The following is an 18,133-nucleotide window of genomic DNA, read 5'->3' as shown; positions in this document are numbered from 1 at the left end:
TGTTAATGCATTGAATGAAAAAGATTTTATAGATTTAACCGGATGAGAATTGTGGACTTCATCAATTTTATGGAATCTTTTTCCATATTTCGATTGAGCAAGTTGGAAAAAGTTTCTACAGTAATTGCATTGAGGATAAATCCGCCAATCTGGCGGGCTTATCTCACCGGTTTTATTTTAAATGCAGGGATGAATGCCATGGAACTTCCGGTTTACCCGCTGACCCAGGCGGCCTTCGCGGCTTACGGCGATGTGATTGAGACGACAGGTCGCGATTTTTTTCATATCAACGACGGCAAGGTTGAGCGGTACCACGATCTGACCAACGTGGAAATCCTCGGGCAGGATCGCCCGCTGGTCAGCATCAACCGCGCCCAGCCAGCACCGTTGCCCATTGTGGTGACGCAACTCGAAAAACACCCGCTCGGTTCACAGGCGTTTGTGCCGATGCAGGGCGAGCGCTTTATCGTGATTGTTGCGGCAGGGGGCGAGACGCCGGACATCTCCACGCTGAAAGCCTTTATCACCAACGGCCTGCAGGGCGTGAATTATCACCGGAATGTCTGGCACCATCCGCTGTTTGCGTTTGAGACGGTGACGAATTTTCTCACCGTCGATCGTGGCGGCGCAGACAACTGTGATATCAGTCAGTTACCTCAGGGCTATCAGCTTATTTTACCCGTTGCGGCGGGATTAAAGTCGTGACGCTATAAAGCATCTTGCATAAGATACAAGCATCTGAAAACAAGCGAAACGCGGGCGCTCAGCGCCTGATGCTGGAGAAATGTGAGATGGCCGAAGTAAAAAAACGGGGGCGTCCTAGCCAGCCTGGTTCTGGTTCGCAAAAGGGCGCTCAGGCCTTAGAACGCGGCATTGCGGTGTTGAATTATCTGGCGCAGTCCGGCGGCAGTTCTTCTGTCAGCAACATTGCAGAGAATTTGTCGCTGCCCCTTTCCACCACCTTTCGACTGCTGAAAGTGCTGGAAGAGGCCGATTTTGTTTATCAGGATGCGCAACTGAGCTGGTGGCACATTGGCTTACAGGCGTTTACGGTCGGATCGTCTTATATCCATAACCGGGATGTATTGTCAGTCGCCGCGCCTTATATGCAGCGCCTGATGTTGTTGTCGGGCGAAACGGCCAATCTGGCGATCCGCAACGGTTTCGAAGCGGTACTGATCGGCCAGCGGGAATGCCAGTCGATGGTGCGGATGTGCGCGCCGCTTGGCAGCCGTCTGCCACTGCATGCCTCCGGTGCCGGGAAAGCGTTGCTGTATTCGCTGGATGACGAGGCGCTGATGAGCCTGATGATGCAGGCGGGGTTGAAGAACTTTACGACGCACACGCTGGATAATCTGAATGCGTTGAAAAAGGATCTGCAACACGCGCGTCAGCAGGGTTTTGCACAGGACAGCGAAGAGCATGTGACAGGGCTGAACTGTCTGGCCTCGGCGATTTTTGACAGCAATAACAATGCGGTGGCGGCGATTTCGATCTCCGGCCCCAGCTCCCGCTTAACGACGGAGCGTTTTACCGATTTAGGCGAACTGGTGCGGGATACCGCGCGTGACATCAGTCTGGCCCTGGGCCAGCGCCACTAACCGGTTCGTCCTGCGATCCCCGCTCTGTCGTGAGCGGGATTTTTTTCAGTCAAATTAAAGTTGGAAACTTTTTCCGTTATTTTATGCAAAGCGGAATTACCTGAGGATTTAGCTATGGCTCGTATGACAGCTGCACAGGCAGCAATGTATGTGTTGGAAAAAGAAGGGATCACCACCGCGTTTGGTGTACCGGGCGCAGCGATTAACCCGTTTTATAACGCCATGCGCCTGCATGGAAAAATCCGTCATGTGTTAGCCCGTCATGTGGAAGGTGCATCGCATATGGCCGAAGGTTATACCCGTGCGAAAGCCGGGAACATCGGCGTGTGCCTGGGGACGTCTGGCCCGGCGGGTACCGACATGATCACCGCGCTGTATTCCGCCTCGGCGGATTCCATTCCGATCCTGTGCATTACCGGTCAGGCACCGCGCGCCCGTCTGCATAAAGAGGATTTTCAGGCGGTGGATATTCAGGCGATTGCCGGGCCAGTGAGCAAAATGGCGGTGACCGTGCTGGAACCTGCGCTGGTGCCGCGTGTCCTGCAACAGGCGTTCCATCTGATGCGCTCCGGTCGCCCCGGTCCGGTACTGGTCGATCTGCCGTATGACGTGCAGACCGCCGAAATCGAATTCGATCCGGAAACTTATGAATCGCTGCCCGCTTACAAGCCTGCCGCCACCGTTGCTCAGGCCGTCAAAGCGATGGAAATGCTCAACGCCTGTGAGCGTCCGCTGATTGTGGCCGGTGGCGGTGTGATTAACGCTGATGCCGCCGCGCTGTTGCAGCGCTTTGCCGGTCGGTGACTTTTTTGATCATACACCGGACCTGCGCACGCTCACATCATCGGTCAGTTGTGCCTATCTGCATCATGCGGTGAGAAGACAATTTTCCACCCCATTGCTGCATCTGATTCGTGCCCGGCGCGCAGAGCAGGTTCTGGCGCTGGGGCACACGTCGGGTGCCGATACGCTGCTTGGCGTCTGGCTGGCATTGACGCTTTTCAGGGAACACTTTCTTTAAGGAGGAAACATGGAAACTTTAGTGGTCGCACTGGGCGGTAATGCGCTTTTACAACGTGGCGAATGCCTGTCGGCTGAAAATCAGTATCGCAATATTGCGACGGTGGCCGATGCGCTGGCGCGGCTGGCGACGCGCTACCGTCTGGCGATTGTTCACGGCAACGGACCCCAGGTCGGATTGTTGTCATTACAAAATCAGGCGTATACGGAGGTGCCCGCCTATCCGCTGGATATTCTGGTCGCAGAAACACAGGGCATGATCGGGTTTATGCTGGCGCAAATGCTCGGGCAGCAGACGGGCATGCCAGAGGTGTCCACCGTGCTGACGCGCATTGAAGTCGACAGCCGCGATCCGGCGTTTGCCTCTCCCGAAAAATTTATCGGGCCGGTGTACCCGCCGGGATCTCAGCAGGAACTGGAAAACCTGCATGGCTGGAAAATGAAAGCCGACGGGGCTTATTTGCGCCGCGTGGTGGCGTCACCCGTGCCTAAGCGGATTGTGGATATCGACGCTATTCAGCAATTGCTGGCGCGCGGGCACGTGGTGATTTGTAATGGCGGTGGCGGCATTCCGGTGTTTGAAGATGGCAACGGCGCGCAGGCGGTAATCGACAAGGATTTGTCGGCAGCGCTGCTGGCGCGTCAACTGAAGGCGCAAAAGCTGGTGATCCTGACCGATGCCGATGCGGTGTATGAACACTGGGGCACGCCGCAGCAACGGGCGATCCGTCGTGCGACGCCCGCGCAGCTCGCGCCTTTTGCGCAAAACGACGGTTCGATGGGCCCCAAAGTCGCGGCGGTCAGCGCGTTTGTGAATTACAGCGGCTATCCGGCCTATATCGGCGCGCTGGATCAGATCGAGGCGGTGCTGGCGGGAGACGCCGGAACCTGTATTTCGGCAACGGCGTAAGAAAACGGCTCCGCATCGACGGAGCCGTGAGTTACCAGTCCTGCGGGGTTTCTTCCTGCCCGGCGCGGAACTGACCACGCGGCATAATGTTCAGCGTTTCATGCAGTTCTGACCAGACCAGCACAACCTCGCCACTTTTCAGCTGACGTTTCACGTCATCGACTTTTTGTTCCAGAGATCGTTCCTGCTCGCCGTAATCGGTGCCTTCGCGCAATACGAAGGATTCCACCACGCTGGTGAGCAGTTCAGCGTCCAGTTCCTGCCAGGGAATAATCACTCTGTTGTTTCCTTAGTCTTATTTTCTAAATACGGGGCGATCCAGGCCGGAATGCGTTGCTCCAGCCACATCTGCGGATGACGTAAGCTGCCGGAAACAAACCCGACATGTCCGCCATGTTCTGTTAACTGATATTCCACGCAATCCGGTAAATCTTCTGCTTTCGGGATGACCTCCGGCGTCATAAACGGGTCGTCTTTGGCGTGGATAATCAGCAACGGCGTTCTGATCTGCGCCAGTAACGGCAGGCCGCTGCACCGGCGGTAATAATCCAGCGCGTCGGTAAATCCGTGTGCTTTTGAGGTGATGGCGTCGTCGAATTCACGAAGGTAACGCATGGCTTTTAGCTGCTCCAGCGTGACGGGCAATGTGCCCGGATATTTCGCCAGTTTGCGCGAGGCATTGCCTTTGAGCTGATCGAGCAGATAGCGCTGATAAATCCGTGATGAACCTTGTTCCAGCCGGTAAGCGCAAGGTTCCAGCATCAGCGGCGCGGAGACCACCACGGCGGCGCTCAGCGTACACGTTTCCCCTTCCTGCCCGAGATAACAGGCCAGCATATTGCCGCCGAGCGACACGCCCACCGCGCCGGTCGGGACTTCGCCATAAGTTTCATTGAGCCAGCGAATGAAAAAACGGGCGTCTTCGGTTTCACCGGAATGGTAAATACGCAGCAGTTTATTGGGTTCACCGCTGCATCCGCGAAAATGCATGACGACGCCGAGCCAGCCTTTGTCTTTCCAGGCCTGCAATAGACCGTGGGCATAAGGGCTGAAGAAACTGCCTTCCAGTCCGTGAAACAGGATCATGCGTGGTTTATGTCGCGCCTGTTCCGGGTCTTCAGTCCAGGCTAAATCCAGAAAATCCCCGTCCGGCGTATCCAGCCTTTGCCAGTGAGGTTTGAGTTTTGCGTGCCGCCGAACGAGCCGCGGTAACAGCGTCTGGATGTGAGGATTACTGGCTCCGCGCAGGGGGCGAAAGGATTCAAACATAAGATGAATAAATTTCTCTTAAGAGACTCTTGTGCGATCAATATCACGCTGTTAGCTTCAATGCTATCGCACATCTTTCGGGTCGGAGAACCCAAATTAAATGGAACCTGGTTTATTTTTCTCGATGCTTGGATTTTTATGGGTCGCCGCTATCACCCCTGGCCCGAACAATATGTTGTTAACCACGTCTGGCGCTAACTTCGGGTTCTTCCGCTCACTCTGGCTGATGGTCGGCATTATGCTTGGCATGCAAAGTATTTTGCTGCTGGTGGCGTTTGGGGTCGGCGGGCTCATCACGATTTATCCTGCGTTACATCTGTTCCTCAAAATCGCCGGTAGCCTGTATCTGCTGTGGCTGGCGTGGAAGATTGCGACATCTGCCTATGAAAAACTGGAAACCGGCGCCCCGCCACCCAGGCCGATCCGCTTGTATCAGGGCTGGTTGCTGCAATTCCTCAACCCGAAAGCGTGGCTGATGGGGCTGGGCGCGGTCGCGAGCTTCAGTCTGGCCGGTGCCGCCTATAACCACTCTATTGCCGGTATCAGCCTCGGGATGTTCCTGGTCAATCTGGTGTCCGGGATCATCTGGCTTGGCTTCGGTACCGTAATTGGCCGCCTGCTGCGCAGCAGGCGTGCGTGGTATACCTTTAATATCGCGATGGGGATCCTGACCGCCGCCTGCGTATTGCTGATCTGGCACTGATTTGCAGACAAAAGAAAGGCGCCGTCGTGGCGCCTTTCTCATTTCTTACCGAACGATCTTCTAGTCGAGATCAAAGGCCTTCGACATGTCTTCCAGTTGTTCCTGTGCATCGAGCCAGGTCATTTCGGTCTCTTCCAGCGCGCCTTTCACTTTGGTCTGCTGTTGCAGACATTCGGTGAGATCGGCTTTACGGCTGTTGTCGTAAATCGCGGAATCAGCCAGACGCTCTTCAATGGTCGCCAGTTCTGTACTTAATTTTTCCATCTGCGCTTCAAGTTTGGTGATTTGCTTACGCAGCGGCTGGGTCTGATTGCGGAAATCGGCTTCGCGACGTTTCTGGTCTTTACGCGACTGCGCGCTGTTAACGCCGCCGTCTTTGGCCGGTGCGTCCTGCTGGCTTTCCTGACGCTGAATGTCCACCAGCCATTGCTGATAATCTTCCAGATCGCCGTCGAACTGTTCCACTTTGCCGCCGTGTACCAGATACAAATCGTCAGTGGTGGAGCGCAGTAAGTGGCGGTCATGCGACACGACAACCATCGCGCCCTCGAAGTCGATCAGCGCTTCGGTCAGCGCCTGACGCATATCGAGATCCAGGTGGTTGGTCGGTTCATCGAGCAACAGCAGGTTAGGGCGCTGCCAGACAATCAGTGCCAGCACCAGACGCGCTTTTTCACCGCCGGAGAATCGCCCGGTAGGATCCGTCACTTTATCGCCGTGGAAACCAAATCCACCGAGATAATCGCGCAACTGCTGTTCGGTTTCTTTGTTCGCCAGGCGCACCAGATGTTGCAGCGGCGAATCTTCTGCGCGCAGGAACTCCAGCTGATGCTGCGCGAAGTAACCGAGTTTGACGCCTTTCGCCAGACCAATGTCACCGTGAAGCGGCGGCATGGTGCCAGCCAGCAGTTTGATCAGCGTGGACTTCCCGGCCCCGTTACGGCCCAGTAAGCCGATACGTGAACCCGGCACCAGATTCAGTTTGATCGACTCCAGAATCGTGGTGTCGCCATAACCGGCGCTGACTTTTTCCATCCGCAACAGCGGATCGGGCAAACTTTCCGGCGAGCGGAAGCTAAAATGAAAAGGATTGTCGACGTGCGCCGGGGCTATCAGCTCCATGCGTTCCAGCATTTTAATACGGCTTTGCGCCTGCTTGGCTTTGGTCGCCTGCGCACGGAAACGGTCAATATAACTTTGCAGATGCGCCACTTTCTCCTGCTGACTTTCAAACAATGCCTGCTGTTGCGACAGTTTGGTCGCACGCTGGCGTTCGAAAGACGAGTAGTTACCGGTGTATTCGTTCAGCGTCTGCTGTTCGATATGCAGTATTTTATCGATGATCGGATCGAGAAAGTCCCGGTCATGGGAAATCAGCACCAGCGTGCCGGTGTAGCTTTTCAGCCATTTCTCCAGCCAGATGACGGCGTCGAGATCCAGGTGGTTAGTCGGTTCATCGAGCAGCAGTAAATCAGAACGGCAAATCAGCGCCTGCGCAAGGTTGAGACGCATGCGCCAGCCGCCGGAGAATGATTTGACTGGCTGCTGCAACTGATTCTGAGTAAAGCCTAACCCGCTGAGCAGGCTCGCCGCGCGCGCCGGAATGGTCCAGGCGTTGATGGCGTCGAGTTTACCGTGCAGCGTGGCGATGGCGTGGCCGTCATCACGCTCGTTAGCGTGCTGCAATTGCGCTTCCAGTTGGCGAAATTCGCGGTCACCGTCGATAACATACTCTATCGCAGGCTGGTCCAGAGCGGGTGTTTCCTGATTTACCCAGGCCAGCGCCCAGTTGGACGGAAACGTCAGGTTGCCTGCATCGGCGCTCATTTCACCTTTAAGCAGCGAAATCAGGGTGGATTTACCGCAGCCATTTTTGCCCACCAGCCCGACTTTCTGGCCGGGATTGATGGTCGCAGACGCGTTGTCCAGCAGCACGTTAGTGCCGCGTCGGATTTGTAAGGAGGAGAAAACAATCATAAAGCGCCGTGTTGAGAGTATGTTAAATTGTCATGATAATGATTTAAACAAGACGTATCGCGTCCCATTTTGTCTTTGCGAAGCATGGTAACGGAAAAACCGCACCCTGACGACGCTTTGGAGGTATTGATGTCGCAGCCACCAAAGGTTTTGCTGCTGTACGCCCACCCGGAATCACCCGATTCAGTCGCCAACCGCGTTTTGTTACAGCAGGCACAGCAACTTGAGCATGTCACCGTGCATGATTTGTACGCCCACTATCCTGATTTTTTTATTGATATCCACCGCGAACAACAACTGCTGCGTGAACACAAAGTGATTGTCTTCCAGCATCCTCTTTATACCTATAGTTGCCCGGCTTTATTAAAGGAATGGATGGATCGCGTGCTGGCCCGGGGGTTTGCCAGCGGTGCTGGCGGGAATGCGCTTAACGGCAAATACTGGCGTTCGGTCGTTACCACCGGCGAGCCGGAAGGCGCTTACCGTGCGGGCGGTTATAACCGTTATCCGATGTCCGATATTATGCGTCCGTTCGAGCTGACGTCGGCGATGTGCCATATGCACTGGATGACGCCAATCGTTATTTACTGGGCGCGACGTCAGAAACCTGATGTGTTGCAGAGCCATGCCGAAGCGTACGGCGAATGGCTGCAATCCCCGTTGCCGCATGGGGGGATCGTCTGATGGACGTTTCAAGTATTCCTACGGCAATCCTGCTGTTTTTATTCGCTGCGGTGGTCGCCGTGCCTCTGGCGCAACGTTTAGGTATCGGCGCGGTACTCGGCTATTTGCTGGCGGGGATTGCCATCGGCCCGTGGGGCTTAGGTTTTATCCGTGACGTGGATGAGATCCTGCACTTCTCCGAACTGGGCGTGGTTTTCCTGATGTTTATCATCGGGCTGGAACTGAATCCCGGTAAGTTGTGGGCGCTGCGGCGGCAAATCTTTGGCGTCGGTGCCGGGCAGGTGATCCTGACCGCGCTGGTGCTTGGCGGTTTGTTGTATCTCACGAAGTTTTCCTGGCAGGCGGCGGTGATTGGCGGTATCGGGCTGGCGATGTCATCCACGGCGATGGCATTGCAACTGATGCGCGATAAAGGCATGACGCGTAACGAAGGCGGCCAGTTGGGTTTTGCCGTGCTGCTGTTCCAGGATATCGCGGTGATCCCGGCACTGGCCCTGATCCCGATTCTGGCGGGGGGCTCCGAAGGCAGCAATAACTGGGAAATGATCGGCCTGAAAGTGCTGGCCTTTGGCGGGATGTTGATTGGCGGACGCTATCTGCTGCGGCCGATTTTCCGGCTGATTGTGGCCTCCGGCGTGCGTGAAGTGTTTACCGCCGCCGCGTTGCTGGTGGTGCTCGGCTCGGCGCTGTTTATGGATACGCTGGGCTTTTCGATGGCGCTCGGTACCTTTATCGCCGGGATTTTACTGGCAGAAAGTGAATATCAGCACGAACTGGAAATCGCTATCGAGCCATTTAAGGGTTTACTGCTCGGGCTGTTCTTTATTTCTGTCGGCATGGCGCTGAATCTGGGCGTGCTTTACACCCACATTTTGCTGGTGCTGGCGGGCGTGATTGTTCTGGTGACCGTCAAAGGTGCCTTGTTGTACGGGCTGTCCCGTGTATTTGGTTTGCGCACCTCGGTCCGGCTGCAATTTTCCGCCGTGCTCAGTCAGGGCGGTGAATTTGCTTTCGTGCTGTTCTCGGCGGCGGGCGCGCAGAAAGTGATTTCTTCGTCGCAGCTTTCGCTGTTGCTGGTGGTGGTGACGTTATCAATGATGACCACGCCGCTGCTGATGCAGTGGGTTGACCGGATTTTGGTGCGACGCTACAACGACGGCGAAGAAAGCGACGAAAAGCATTTTGTTCAGGATGATGAGCCGCAGGTGATTATTGTCGGGTTCGGGCGCTTCGGGCAGGTGATCGGACGTTTGCTGATGGCGAACAAAATGCGCATTACGGTGCTGGAGCGTGATATCAGCGCCGTCGGGTTGATGCGGACTTACGGCTACAAAGTCTATTACGGCGATGCAACCGAACTGGAGTTACTCAGGGCGTCCGGCGCGGAAAAGGCAAAGTCGATCGTTATTACCTCCAATGAGCCGGAAGATACGATGGCTATCGTGCATTTATGCCAGCAGCATTTTCCCCATCTGAATATTCTGGCGCGTGCCCGTGGCCGTGTGGAAGCGCATGAGCTTTTGCAGGCCGGCGTAGTGAATTTTTCCCGCGAGACGTTTTCTAGTGCGCTGGAGCTTGGGAAGAAAGCACTCGTGACGCTGGGCATGCATCCGCACAGTGCGTATCGCGCGCAGCAACATTTTCGCCGGCTCGACATGCGGATGTTGCGTGAACTGGTGCCGCAAAACCGCGGCGACGTTGCGCAGATTTCCCGCGTGAAAGAGGCCCGGCGAGAGCTGGAAGACATCTTTCAGAGTGAAATGCATAACGAACGTCGCCAGCTTGATGGCTGGGACGATGACGAATAGCCCGGTAGCAGAAAAATAATTTCGGTGGTTGATCGAAAACTGACCGGACGCAATATCGGAAATTTCAGGAGAAGTAACATGGCTACAACCCGTAAACGGTTCATCGCTGGTGCGGTGTGTCCGAAATGTAAGGCGATGGATACACTGGCTTTATGGCAGGAAGATCAGGTTGAAGTGGTGGAGTGTGTAAAGTGCGGACACCATCAGCGTCAGACTGACGCGCAGGTCAGCAAGAAGCTTCGCCCGGAAGAGCAGGTGATTGGTATTTTCGATCCGAAGTAGCGTTATGGCTCGTGTTTTTTTATGCTGGTAGTACAGAGACGCGGATTTCCGCTACACTCTTCGCCAAATTTATCCGATCGCGCTTTTCAGGATGATCTCATCGAAAAGTGGCCGTCACTGAATTAGCCTTAAGCGAAGTTGCGTGCGTTATGCAACGCCCGCAGACAAAAAATTGAGTTTCCAACGGTAGGAGTTATCATGAAAGTAGCAAAAGACCTGGTCGTCAGCGTGGCATATCAGGTACGTACAGAAGACGGTGTGTTGGTTGATGAATCTCCGGTGAGCGCACCGTTGGATTACCTGCACGGCCATGGTTCCCTGATCTCCGGTCTGGAAACTGCACTTGATGGTCATGCAATTGGTGACGTATTTGACGTACATGTTGGCGCGAACGATGCTTACGGCAACTACGACGACAACCTGGTTCAGCGCGTGCCTAAAGACGTGTTCATGGGTGTTGATGAGCTGGAAGTCGGTATGCGTTTCCTGGCTGATACCGATCAGGGCCCGGTTCCTGTCGAAATCACTGAAGTTGATGGCGACCACGTTGTGGTTGATGGCAACCACATGCTGGCTGGCCAGAACCTGAACTTCCACGTTGAAGTGGTGGCAATCCGTGAAGCGACCGAAGAAGAACTGGCTCATGGCCACGTTCATGGCGAACACGGCCACGATCATGGTCACGACCATGAACACGGTGACGGTTGCTGCGGTGGTCACGGCCACGACCATGATCACGGCCACGACCATGATCACGACCACGGTCATGATCACGGCAAAAAAGGCGGTTGCGGCGGTAACGGCGGCTGCGGTTGTCATTAATCGCCCGCACAGTGATATAACAGTGATATAAACGAAAGGCGCCGCAAGGGCGCCTTTTTGTTGCGTCGCAATCCGTATCAATAATGCGGTGGCGGCGTTTCTTCCGACTGATCGGCAATCATTGATGGCTGGCTGGCACGCAGTTTGTCTGTCAGCAGGCGCAGGTGATCGTGCAGTCTGCTCATTTCCAACTGATGCTGTGTGACAATCATGTTCAGCTCTTCAATGGTAATTTCCTGAAAAGCCAGTTTGTTTTCCAGCATCTCCAGACGTTGTTCAATGGTATTTGAGTTCATCATCATTACCTCACTGTATGGCTCGTGTTGATCATGTTGTGCACTGACCTGAACCTCATCCTGTATTGTAGACCGGCGATTCTACCCGTAAAGCCGCAGGATTACCTGACCTCCCTGACGCTTTATCCGTATATCCCGATCGTGTGACGAAACTTATTGATGTAAAAAAGGTCGGAATAAGACGCTAATGGCGTGTATAGAGATTGTTTTGTCGTGAGACGGACAGTTATAGTAACCGCCGAACTTTCGTAATTATTACCAGAGGTCACAGATTTCTGGTCCTGGAGAAATGGATGAAATCACTGTTTAAAGTAACTCTGCTGGCAACCACCATGGCTATCGCCCTGAATGCCACTCAGGTTATGGCTGCTGAAGCCACAGCACCGGCCGCTGCTGCAACTGCGCCAGCCGCTGCCCCTGCTGCAACTGCTCCGGCAGCAACAGATACGGCCAAATTCAAAAGTGATGATGAGCAGGCTGCGTATGCTCTGGGTGCATCGCTGGGTCGCTACATGGACAACTCCCTGAAAGAGCAAGAAAAGCTGGGCATCAAACTGGATAAAGACCAGTTGATCGCCGGTGTTCAGGACGCGTTCGCGAACAAAAGCAAACTGTCTGATCAGGAAATCGAGCAGACTCTGCAAACCTTCGAAGGCCGTGTGAAAGCATCAGCACAGGCTAAGATGGAGCAGGACGCGAAAGCTAACGCTGACAAAGGCGACAAATTCCGTGCTGATTTCACCAAAGAAAAAGGCGTGAAGAAAACTGAGTCAGGTCTGTTGTATCAGGTTGAAAAACCAGGTGCCGGCGCAGCGCCTAAAGACAGCGATACCGTTGTCGTTAACTACAAAGGTACCCTGACCGACGGTACAGAGTTTGATAATTCTTATACCCGCGGTGAGCCGCTGTCCTTCCGTCTTGACGGTGTAATTCCTGGCTGGACTGAAGGCCTGAAACACATCAAGAAAGGCGGCAAAATCAAGCTGGTCATCCCACCGGCACTGGCCTACGGTAAAACTGGCGTTCCGGGGATCCCGGCTAACTCCACTCTGGTGTTCGATGTTGAACTGCTGGATGTGAAAGCGGCACCTAAGGCTGACCCGAAAGCAGCTGAAAAACCTGCTGAAGCAGCACCAAAAGCAAACTAAGTTGCTGCTGAGTCGTTGCAGAAAACCGTCGCTAAATGCGGCGGTTTTTTTTCGCCTCTCACTTTTCTTGCCGCCTGTCCTTCATTTTATTGAGGTTACTCTATGATGATAACTTGACGCTTTTGTTTCCCCGGCATAACGTCACAGATCCATATAATCGTAAGGCCGTTTTTTCTGTGTCTTTGATACAGTAACGACCGTGGAATGATGAATAATGCGTCCTGACTCCCGTTGGAAGGCGCGATAGAGAGGGTGGTAGCTTCGATGTCTAATTCGCTTATAACTGGCGAAACCGGTGAACTGGATTTGCTGGACCAACGTCCGTTCAGCCAGGTCGATCATGAGATTTTGTCTTCATACGAGGCCGTGGTGGACGGGCTTGCGATGCTGATCGGTGAGCATTGCGAAATTGTTCTGCATTCACTGGAAGACCTGAAATGTTCAGCGGTCCGTATTGCTAATGGTGAGCATACTGGTCGTAAAATCGGCTCGCCAATTACGGATTTAGCGCTGCGCATGTTGCATGACATGACCGGTGCGGACAGTAATGTGTCCAAAGCTTATTTCACCCGCGCGAAAAGTGGTGTGCTGATGAAGTCAGTCACCATCGCTATTCGCAACCGTGAGCAACGCGTGATTGGCTTGCTGTGCATCAACATGAATCTTGACGTACCTTTCTCGCAAATCATTCAGACCTTTATGCCGCCTGAGACGCAGGAAGTGGCATCGTCCGTGAACTTCGCGTCATCCGTAGATGATCTGGTGGCTCAGACGCTGGAATTCACCATTGAAGAAGTCAACGCTGACCGCAACGTATCTAACAATGCGAAGAACCGTCAGGTGGTTCTGAATCTTTATGAAAAGGGTATTTTTGATATCAAAGACGCGATTAATCAGGTTGCGGATCGCCTCAACATTTCTAAGCACACGGTCTACCTGTATATCCGCCAGTTTAAAAGCGGTGATCTGGTGGGGAACGAACGTTGAAACTGCGTTACTGCCTGCTGGTCACCGGCCCTGCATACGGCACTCAGCAAGCCAGTGCCGCGTATCAGTTTGCACTGGCGCTGATCGCCAGCGGTCATCATCTCGACAGCGTGTTTTTTTATCGTGAAGGTGTGCTCAATGGTAATTTGCTTTCCGCGCCGGCATCCGATGAATTCGATTTAGTCCGATCCTGGCAGCGCATGGCGGCAGATTACCAGGTGGCACTCAATGTGTGCGTAGCTGCCGCATTACGCCGCGGTGTGATAGATGAAACAGAAGCCCATAATCAGGGGCACGGGCAGACTAACTTGCAGCCGGGTTTTACCCTGACCGGACTGGGCAGTCTGGCTGAAGCTTCGTTGACCTGTGATCGTCTGGTGCAGTTCTGATGTGTGAATGCAGGGAGCAATAATGAAGAAGATCGCGTTTGTATTCACCCAGGGTCCGCACGGTACGTCTGCAGGACGGGAAGGGCTGGATGCGTTGCTGGCAACGTCAGCGCTGACCGAAGATATTGGTGTATTTTTCATAGCTGATGGTGTTTTCCAGTTAATGCCAGCGCAGCAGCCGGAAAAAATTTTGGCGCGTAATTATATTGCCACGTTCGGCGTGTTATCTCTTTACGATGTCGATCAGTGTTTCGTTTGTGAAGAGTCATTAAAGACACGGGGCCTGTCGGCTGGCCATGAATGGGTTCTGGATGTTGAGCCGTTGCCCGTGACTGAAATTCGCCAGCGACTGGCCGAATATGATGTGGTAATGACGTTTTAAATCAGGAAACTCCATGCTTTTTACTCTTGCCAATTCCCCGCAACATTGTGATTTTTCATTGCTTATTCACATGATCGCCCAGGACGATGCGCTTCTGCTGATGCAGGATGGCGTGCTGGCTGCACTTGATGGCAGTGAGGCATGCAACCTGATGAGTCAGCATGTGCAGTCCATTTATGTTTTAAGCGAAGATTTGGCGGCTCGTGGTCTGGTTGGTCAAATTTCACACAGAATCACATTGATCGACTATACTGGTTTCGTCGCGCTGACTGAGAAACATACCCAGCAAACAGCATGGTGAAACAACGATGTGCTGTATATTTCTTGACACCCTCTTAGGTCAGCCCTAAAATTCTGCGTCCCCATATTAGCTAATGCTTTTTATGGGGCGATTTATCACGCGTTTACAAAGTAGTTTATGAACCAAAATCCAGGAGCTTTTTAATGGCAACAATTAATCAGCTGGTACGCAAACCACGCTCTACGAAGGTTGCTAAAAGCAACGTTCCAGCGCTGGAAGCTTGCCCGCAGAAACGTGGCGTATGTACTCGTGTATATACCACCACTCCTAAAAAACCAAACTCCGCACTGCGTAAAGTCTGCCGTGTGCGTTTGACTAACGGTTTTGAAGTTACCTCCTACATCGGCGGTGAAGGTCACAACCTGCAGGAACACTCCGTGATCCTGATCCGTGGCGGTCGTGTAAAAGACTTGCCAGGTGTGCGTTATCACACCGTCCGTGGCGCACTGGACTGTTCAGGCGTTAAGGATCGTAAGCAATCTCGTTCTAAATACGGCGTTAAAAAGCCGAAGTCTTAATGGTTCTCCGTTAAGTAAGGCCAAACATTTTCACTTTACTGTCAAAATAAACTCTTAGAGTTTTGGACAATCCTGAATTAACAACGGAGTATTTCCATGCCACGTCGTCGCGTCATTGGTCAACGTAAAATCCTGCCAGATCCTAAGTTCGGATCCGAACTGCTGGCAAAATTCGTCAACATTCTGATGGTAGATGGTAAAAAATCTACTGCAGAAGCAATCGTCTACACTGCTCTTGAGACCCTGGCTCAACGTAGCGGTAAAGGCCACCTGGAAGCTTTCGAAGTCGCACTGGACAACGTTCGTCCGACTGTCGAAGTTAAGTCCCGCCGCGTAGGTGGTTCTACTTATCAGGTTCCAGTTGAAGTCCGTCCGGTTCGTCGTAATGCTCTGGCAATGCGTTGGATCGTTGAAGCTGCTCGTAAACGCGGTGATAAATCCATGGCTCTCCGCCTGGCGAACGAACTTTCTGATGCTGCAGAGAACAAAGGTACTGCAGTTAAGAAACGTGAAGACGTTCACCGTATGGCTGAAGCCAACAAGGCGTTCGCCCACTACCGCTGGTAATCACTTCGCAGTAGTTATGCTAACCAAGCGGGCGCTTCAAGAAGCCAACCCGCTTGGGTTAACTGAACTTGAACGTCCTAGTTATAGAGGAATCAAATGGCTCGTAAAACACCCATTGAGCGCTACCGTAACATTGGTATCAGTGCTCACATCGACGCCGGTAAGACAACCACTACCGAACGTGTTCTGTTCTACACCGGTGTAAACCACAAAATCGGTGAAGTTCATGATGGCGCAGCCACCATGGACTGGATGGAACAGGAACAGGAACGTGGTATTACCATCACGTCTGCTGCCACCACCTGTTTCTGGTCTGGTATGGCTAAGCAGTTCGAACCACACCACATCAACATCATTGACACCCCAGGGCACGTTGACTTCACCATCGAAGTAGAACGTTCCATGCGTGTTCTTGATGGCGCGGTAATGGTTTACTGTGCTGTTGGCGGTGTTCAGCCACAGTCTGAGACCGTATGGCGTCAGGCAAACAAATATAAAGTTCCTCGTATCGCGTTCGTTAACAAAATGGACCGTATGGGTGCTAACTTCCTGAAAGTTGTTGACCAGATTGAAAAACGTCTGGGCGCAACTCCGGTGCCACTGCAACTGGCAATCGGCGCGGAAGAGAAATTCACCGGTGTTGTTGACCTGGTGAAGATGAAAGCTATCAACTGGAACGAAGCTGATCAGGGCGTTACCTTCGAATACGAAGAAATCCCTGCCAACATGCAAGAACTGGCTGAAGAATGGCGTCAGAAACTGGTTGAAGCCGCTGCTGAAGGCTCTGATGAGCTGATGGAGAAATTCTTTGGTGGCGAAGAGCTGACTGAAGAAGAGATCAAAACTTCTCTGCGTAAGCGCGTTCTGAACAACGAAATAATCCTGGTTACCTGTGGTTCTGCGTTTAAAAACAAAGGCGTACAGGCAATGCTGGATGCTGTTGTTGAGTATCTGCCAGCACCAACTGACGTTGAAGCTATCAACGGCCTGTTGGACGACGGTAAAGACACTCCGGCAGTTCGCCATTCTGACGATTCAGAGCCGTTCTCTGCTCTGGCGTTCAAAATCGCTACTGACCCATTCGTGGGTAACTTGACGTTCTTCCGTGTTTATTCCGGTCTCGTCAATTCAGGTGACACTGTATTTAACCCAGTGAAATCTCAGCGTGAACGTCTGGGTCGTATCGTTCAGATGCACGCTAACAAGCGTGAAGAAATCAAAGAAGTTCGTGCGGGCGATATCGCTGCTGCGATCGGTCTGAAAGACGTGACTACAGGTGATACCCTGTGTGATCCGGATAACGTGATTATCCTGGAACGCATGGAATTCCCTGAGCCGGTAATCTCCGTTGCGGTAGAACCAAAAACCAAAGCTGACCAGGAAAAAATGGGTCTGGCTCTGGGCCGTCTGGCAAAAGAAGACCCATCATTCCGCGTTTGGACTGATGAAGAGTCTGGCCAGACAATCATCGCAGGTATGGGTGAACTTCACCTGGATATCCTGGTTGACCGTATGCGTCGTGAATTTAACGTTGAAGCTAACGTCGGTAAGCCGCAGGTTGCATACCGTGAAGCTATCCGCGCTAAAGTTACCGATGTTGAAGGTAAACACGCTAAGCAGTCTGGTGGTCGCGGTCAGTATGGTCACGTTGTGATCGACATGTACCCATTAGAACCTGGCACAAATCCGAAAGGGTATGAGTTTGTCAACGAAATCAAAGGTGGTGTAATTCCTGGTGAATTCATCGGCGCGATTGACAAAGGCATCCAGGAACAGCTGAAGTCTGGTCCACTGGCCGGTTACCCGGTAGTCGATCTGGGCGTGCGTCTGCACTTCGGTTCTTACCATGACGTTGACTCCTCCGAGCTGGCGTTTAAACTGGCCGCTTCTATTGCCTTTAAAGATGGCTTTAAGAAAGCGAAACCAGTCCTGCTTGAGCCGATCATGAAGGTTGAAGTAGAGACTCCGGAAGAGAACACTGGTGACGTCATCGGTGACCTTAGCCGCCGTCGTGGTATGCTGAAAGGCCAAGAATCTAACGCTACTGGCGTTGTGATTCATGCTGAAGTTCCGCTTTCCGAAATGTTCGGTTATGCAACTCAGCTGCGTTCACTGACCAAAGGCCGTGCATCTTACTCCATGGAATTCCTGAAGTACGATGATGCGCCGAATAACGTGGCCCTGGCCGTTATTGAAGCTCGTGGCAAATAAGCCACTGGTTTAAACACAATGATCCCGTGCTCTCTCTTTGAAGGGAGAGCACAAGAGTAAGGAATATAGCCGTGTCTAAAGAAAAATTTGAACGTAACAAACCGCACGTTAACGTTGGTACTATCGGCCACGTTGACCACGGTAAAACTACCCTGACTGCAGCAATCACTACCGTTCTGGCTAAAACCTACGGCGGTTCTGCACGCGCATTCGACCAGATCGATAACGCACCAGAAGAAAAAGCTCGTGGTATCACCA

General features: G+C 53.0%; 22 protein-coding genes and 1 pseudogene. 19 read left to right on the top strand and 4 right to left on the bottom strand.

Annotation, left to right across the window (positions count from 1 at the left end; all coding sequences use genetic code 11):
• Positions 1–198 precede the first annotated feature (198 nt).
• The 5 genes and pseudogenes from LC431_RS12145 (at position 199) to LC431_RS12125 (ending at position 3,531) form a co-directional block, all read left to right on the top strand.
• Positions 199–705: an ureidoglycolate lyase gene (locus LC431_RS12145; RefSeq protein WP_037033635.1), complete on the top strand. Its 507-nt coding sequence runs from the start codon at positions 199–201 to the stop codon at positions 703–705.
• Positions 706–791: 86 nt separating this feature from the next.
• A complete protein-coding gene (gene allR / locus LC431_RS12140; protein ID WP_013573639.1) occupies positions 792–1,601 on the top strand; it encodes an HTH-type transcriptional repressor AllR in 810 nt (269 codons plus the stop codon).
• Positions 1,602–1,715: 114 nt separating this feature from the next.
• A pseudogene (locus tag LC431_RS12135) lies at positions 1,716–2,396 on the top strand (thiamine pyrophosphate-binding protein); the annotation flags it as partial.
• Positions 2,368–2,622 (top strand): DUF2877 domain-containing protein, encoded by a 255-nt coding sequence (locus LC431_RS12130; protein WP_223509909.1) that lies wholly within the window; start codon positions 2,368–2,370, stop codon positions 2,620–2,622. The pseudogene LC431_RS12135 and the gene LC431_RS12130, both read left to right, overlap by 29 nt.
• A gap of 9 nt (positions 2,623–2,631) precedes the next feature.
• A complete protein-coding gene (locus LC431_RS12125; protein ID WP_126124594.1) occupies positions 2,632–3,531 on the top strand; it encodes a carbamate kinase in 900 nt (299 codons plus the stop codon).
• A gap of 31 nt (positions 3,532–3,562) precedes the next feature.
• Here LC431_RS12125 and LC431_RS12120 read toward each other — a convergent pair whose 3' ends face one another.
• Together LC431_RS12120 and LC431_RS12115 are read right to left on the bottom strand one after the other, a co-directional pair.
• Positions 3,563–3,808, bottom strand: coding sequence for a YheU family protein (locus LC431_RS12120; protein ID WP_013573654.1), 246 nt, complete (start codon positions 3,806–3,808; stop codon positions 3,563–3,565).
• Entirely contained in the window at positions 3,805–4,800 is a 996-nt protein-coding gene (locus tag LC431_RS12115) for a hydrolase (protein ID WP_014411530.1), read from the bottom strand. The genes LC431_RS12120 and LC431_RS12115 overlap by 4 nt, the downstream gene beginning before the upstream one ends.
• A 100-nt stretch (positions 4,801–4,900) precedes the next feature.
• Here LC431_RS12115 and LC431_RS12110 point away from each other — a divergent pair, with 100 nt between their 5' ends.
• Positions 4,901–5,503 (top strand): LysE family translocator, encoded by a 603-nt coding sequence (locus LC431_RS12110; protein WP_013573656.1) that lies wholly within the window; start codon positions 4,901–4,903, stop codon positions 5,501–5,503.
• Positions 5,504–5,563: 60 nt separating this feature from the next.
• Here LC431_RS12110 and LC431_RS12105 read toward each other — a convergent pair whose 3' ends face one another.
• A complete protein-coding gene (locus LC431_RS12105) occupies positions 5,564–7,480 on the bottom strand; it encodes an ABC transporter ATP-binding protein (RefSeq protein ID WP_013573657.1) in 1,917 nt (638 codons plus the stop codon).
• 129 nt (positions 7,481–7,609) lie between these two features.
• Here LC431_RS12105 and kefG point away from each other — a divergent pair, with 129 nt between their 5' ends.
• The 4 genes from kefG to slyD all read left to right on the top strand — a co-directional run bounded on the left by kefG (position 7,610) and on the right by slyD (position 11,076).
• Entirely contained in the window at positions 7,610–8,164 is a 555-nt protein-coding gene (gene kefG, locus LC431_RS12100; protein ID WP_014411531.1) for a glutathione-regulated potassium-efflux system ancillary protein KefG, read from the top strand.
• Positions 8,164–9,972 carry a glutathione-regulated potassium-efflux system protein KefB gene (gene kefB, locus LC431_RS12095; RefSeq protein WP_013573659.1) on the top strand — a complete coding sequence of 603 codons (1,809 nt, stop codon included), beginning with the start codon at positions 8,164–8,166 and terminating at the stop codon, positions 9,970–9,972. The genes kefG and kefB overlap by 1 nt, the downstream gene beginning before the upstream one ends.
• Positions 9,973–10,050: 78 nt before the next feature.
• Positions 10,051–10,254, top strand: a complete 204-nt coding sequence (locus tag LC431_RS12090) for a YheV family putative zinc ribbon protein (RefSeq protein ID WP_013573660.1) — start codon at positions 10,051–10,053, stop codon at positions 10,252–10,254.
• Between the two features lie 198 nt (positions 10,255–10,452).
• On the top strand, positions 10,453–11,076 hold the full coding sequence (slyD, locus tag LC431_RS12085) for a peptidylprolyl isomerase (protein WP_223509907.1): 624 nt from the start codon (positions 10,453–10,455) through the stop codon (positions 11,074–11,076).
• Between the two features lie 77 nt (positions 11,077–11,153).
• Here slyD and LC431_RS12080 read toward each other — a convergent pair whose 3' ends face one another.
• Complete coding sequence (locus LC431_RS12080) at positions 11,154–11,372, bottom strand: protein SlyX (protein WP_014411533.1); 219 nt, start codon at positions 11,370–11,372, stop codon at positions 11,154–11,156.
• Between the two features lie 293 nt (positions 11,373–11,665).
• Between LC431_RS12080 and fkpA the strand changes: the two genes are divergently transcribed.
• From fkpA to LC431_RS12035, 9 genes are all read left to right on the top strand, one after another.
• Complete coding sequence (gene fkpA, locus LC431_RS12075) at positions 11,666–12,520, top strand: FKBP-type peptidyl-prolyl cis-trans isomerase (protein WP_013573663.1); 855 nt, start codon at positions 11,666–11,668, stop codon at positions 12,518–12,520.
• A 264-nt stretch (positions 12,521–12,784) separates the two neighbouring features.
• The gene (locus tag LC431_RS12070; protein WP_013573664.1) at positions 12,785–13,507 is read left to right on the top strand and encodes a transcriptional regulator; all 723 of its coding nucleotides are present in this window, start codon (positions 12,785–12,787) and stop codon (positions 13,505–13,507) included.
• Positions 13,504–13,896, top strand: a complete 393-nt coding sequence (tusD, locus tag LC431_RS12065; RefSeq protein ID WP_013573665.1) for a sulfurtransferase complex subunit TusD — start codon at positions 13,504–13,506, stop codon at positions 13,894–13,896. The genes LC431_RS12070 and tusD overlap by 4 nt, the downstream gene beginning before the upstream one ends.
• A gap of 22 nt (positions 13,897–13,918) precedes the next feature.
• Positions 13,919–14,278: a sulfurtransferase complex subunit TusC gene (tusC, locus tag LC431_RS12060; RefSeq protein ID WP_013573666.1), complete on the top strand. Its 360-nt coding sequence runs from the start codon at positions 13,919–13,921 to the stop codon at positions 14,276–14,278.
• Between the two features lie 13 nt (positions 14,279–14,291).
• Complete coding sequence (gene tusB, locus LC431_RS12055) at positions 14,292–14,579, top strand: sulfurtransferase complex subunit TusB (protein WP_013573667.1); 288 nt, start codon at positions 14,292–14,294, stop codon at positions 14,577–14,579.
• Between the two features lie 143 nt (positions 14,580–14,722).
• Positions 14,723–15,097 (top strand): 30S ribosomal protein S12, encoded by a 375-nt coding sequence (gene rpsL / locus LC431_RS12050; RefSeq protein WP_013573668.1) that lies wholly within the window; start codon positions 14,723–14,725, stop codon positions 15,095–15,097.
• Positions 15,098–15,193: 96 nt separating this feature from the next.
• Positions 15,194–15,664 (top strand): 30S ribosomal protein S7, encoded by a 471-nt coding sequence (gene rpsG / locus LC431_RS12045; protein ID WP_005969574.1) that lies wholly within the window; start codon positions 15,194–15,196, stop codon positions 15,662–15,664.
• A gap of 96 nt (positions 15,665–15,760) precedes the next feature.
• Positions 15,761–17,875, top strand: a complete 2,115-nt coding sequence (gene fusA, locus LC431_RS12040; RefSeq protein WP_013573669.1) for an elongation factor G — start codon at positions 15,761–15,763, stop codon at positions 17,873–17,875.
• Positions 17,876–17,946: 71 nt separating this feature from the next.
• Positions 17,947–18,133 (top strand): GTP-binding protein (locus LC431_RS12035; protein WP_238483025.1); only part of this gene is annotated, 187 nt, incomplete at its 3' end.

The organism is Rahnella sp. GSA61A, assembly GCF_019969905.1.
Taxonomy (GTDB): Bacteria; Pseudomonadota; Gammaproteobacteria; order Enterobacterales; family Enterobacteriaceae; genus Rahnella; species Rahnella aceris.
Note: the sequence above shows the minus strand (reverse complement) of the source record. Positions and strands in the feature narration are given on the sequence as shown.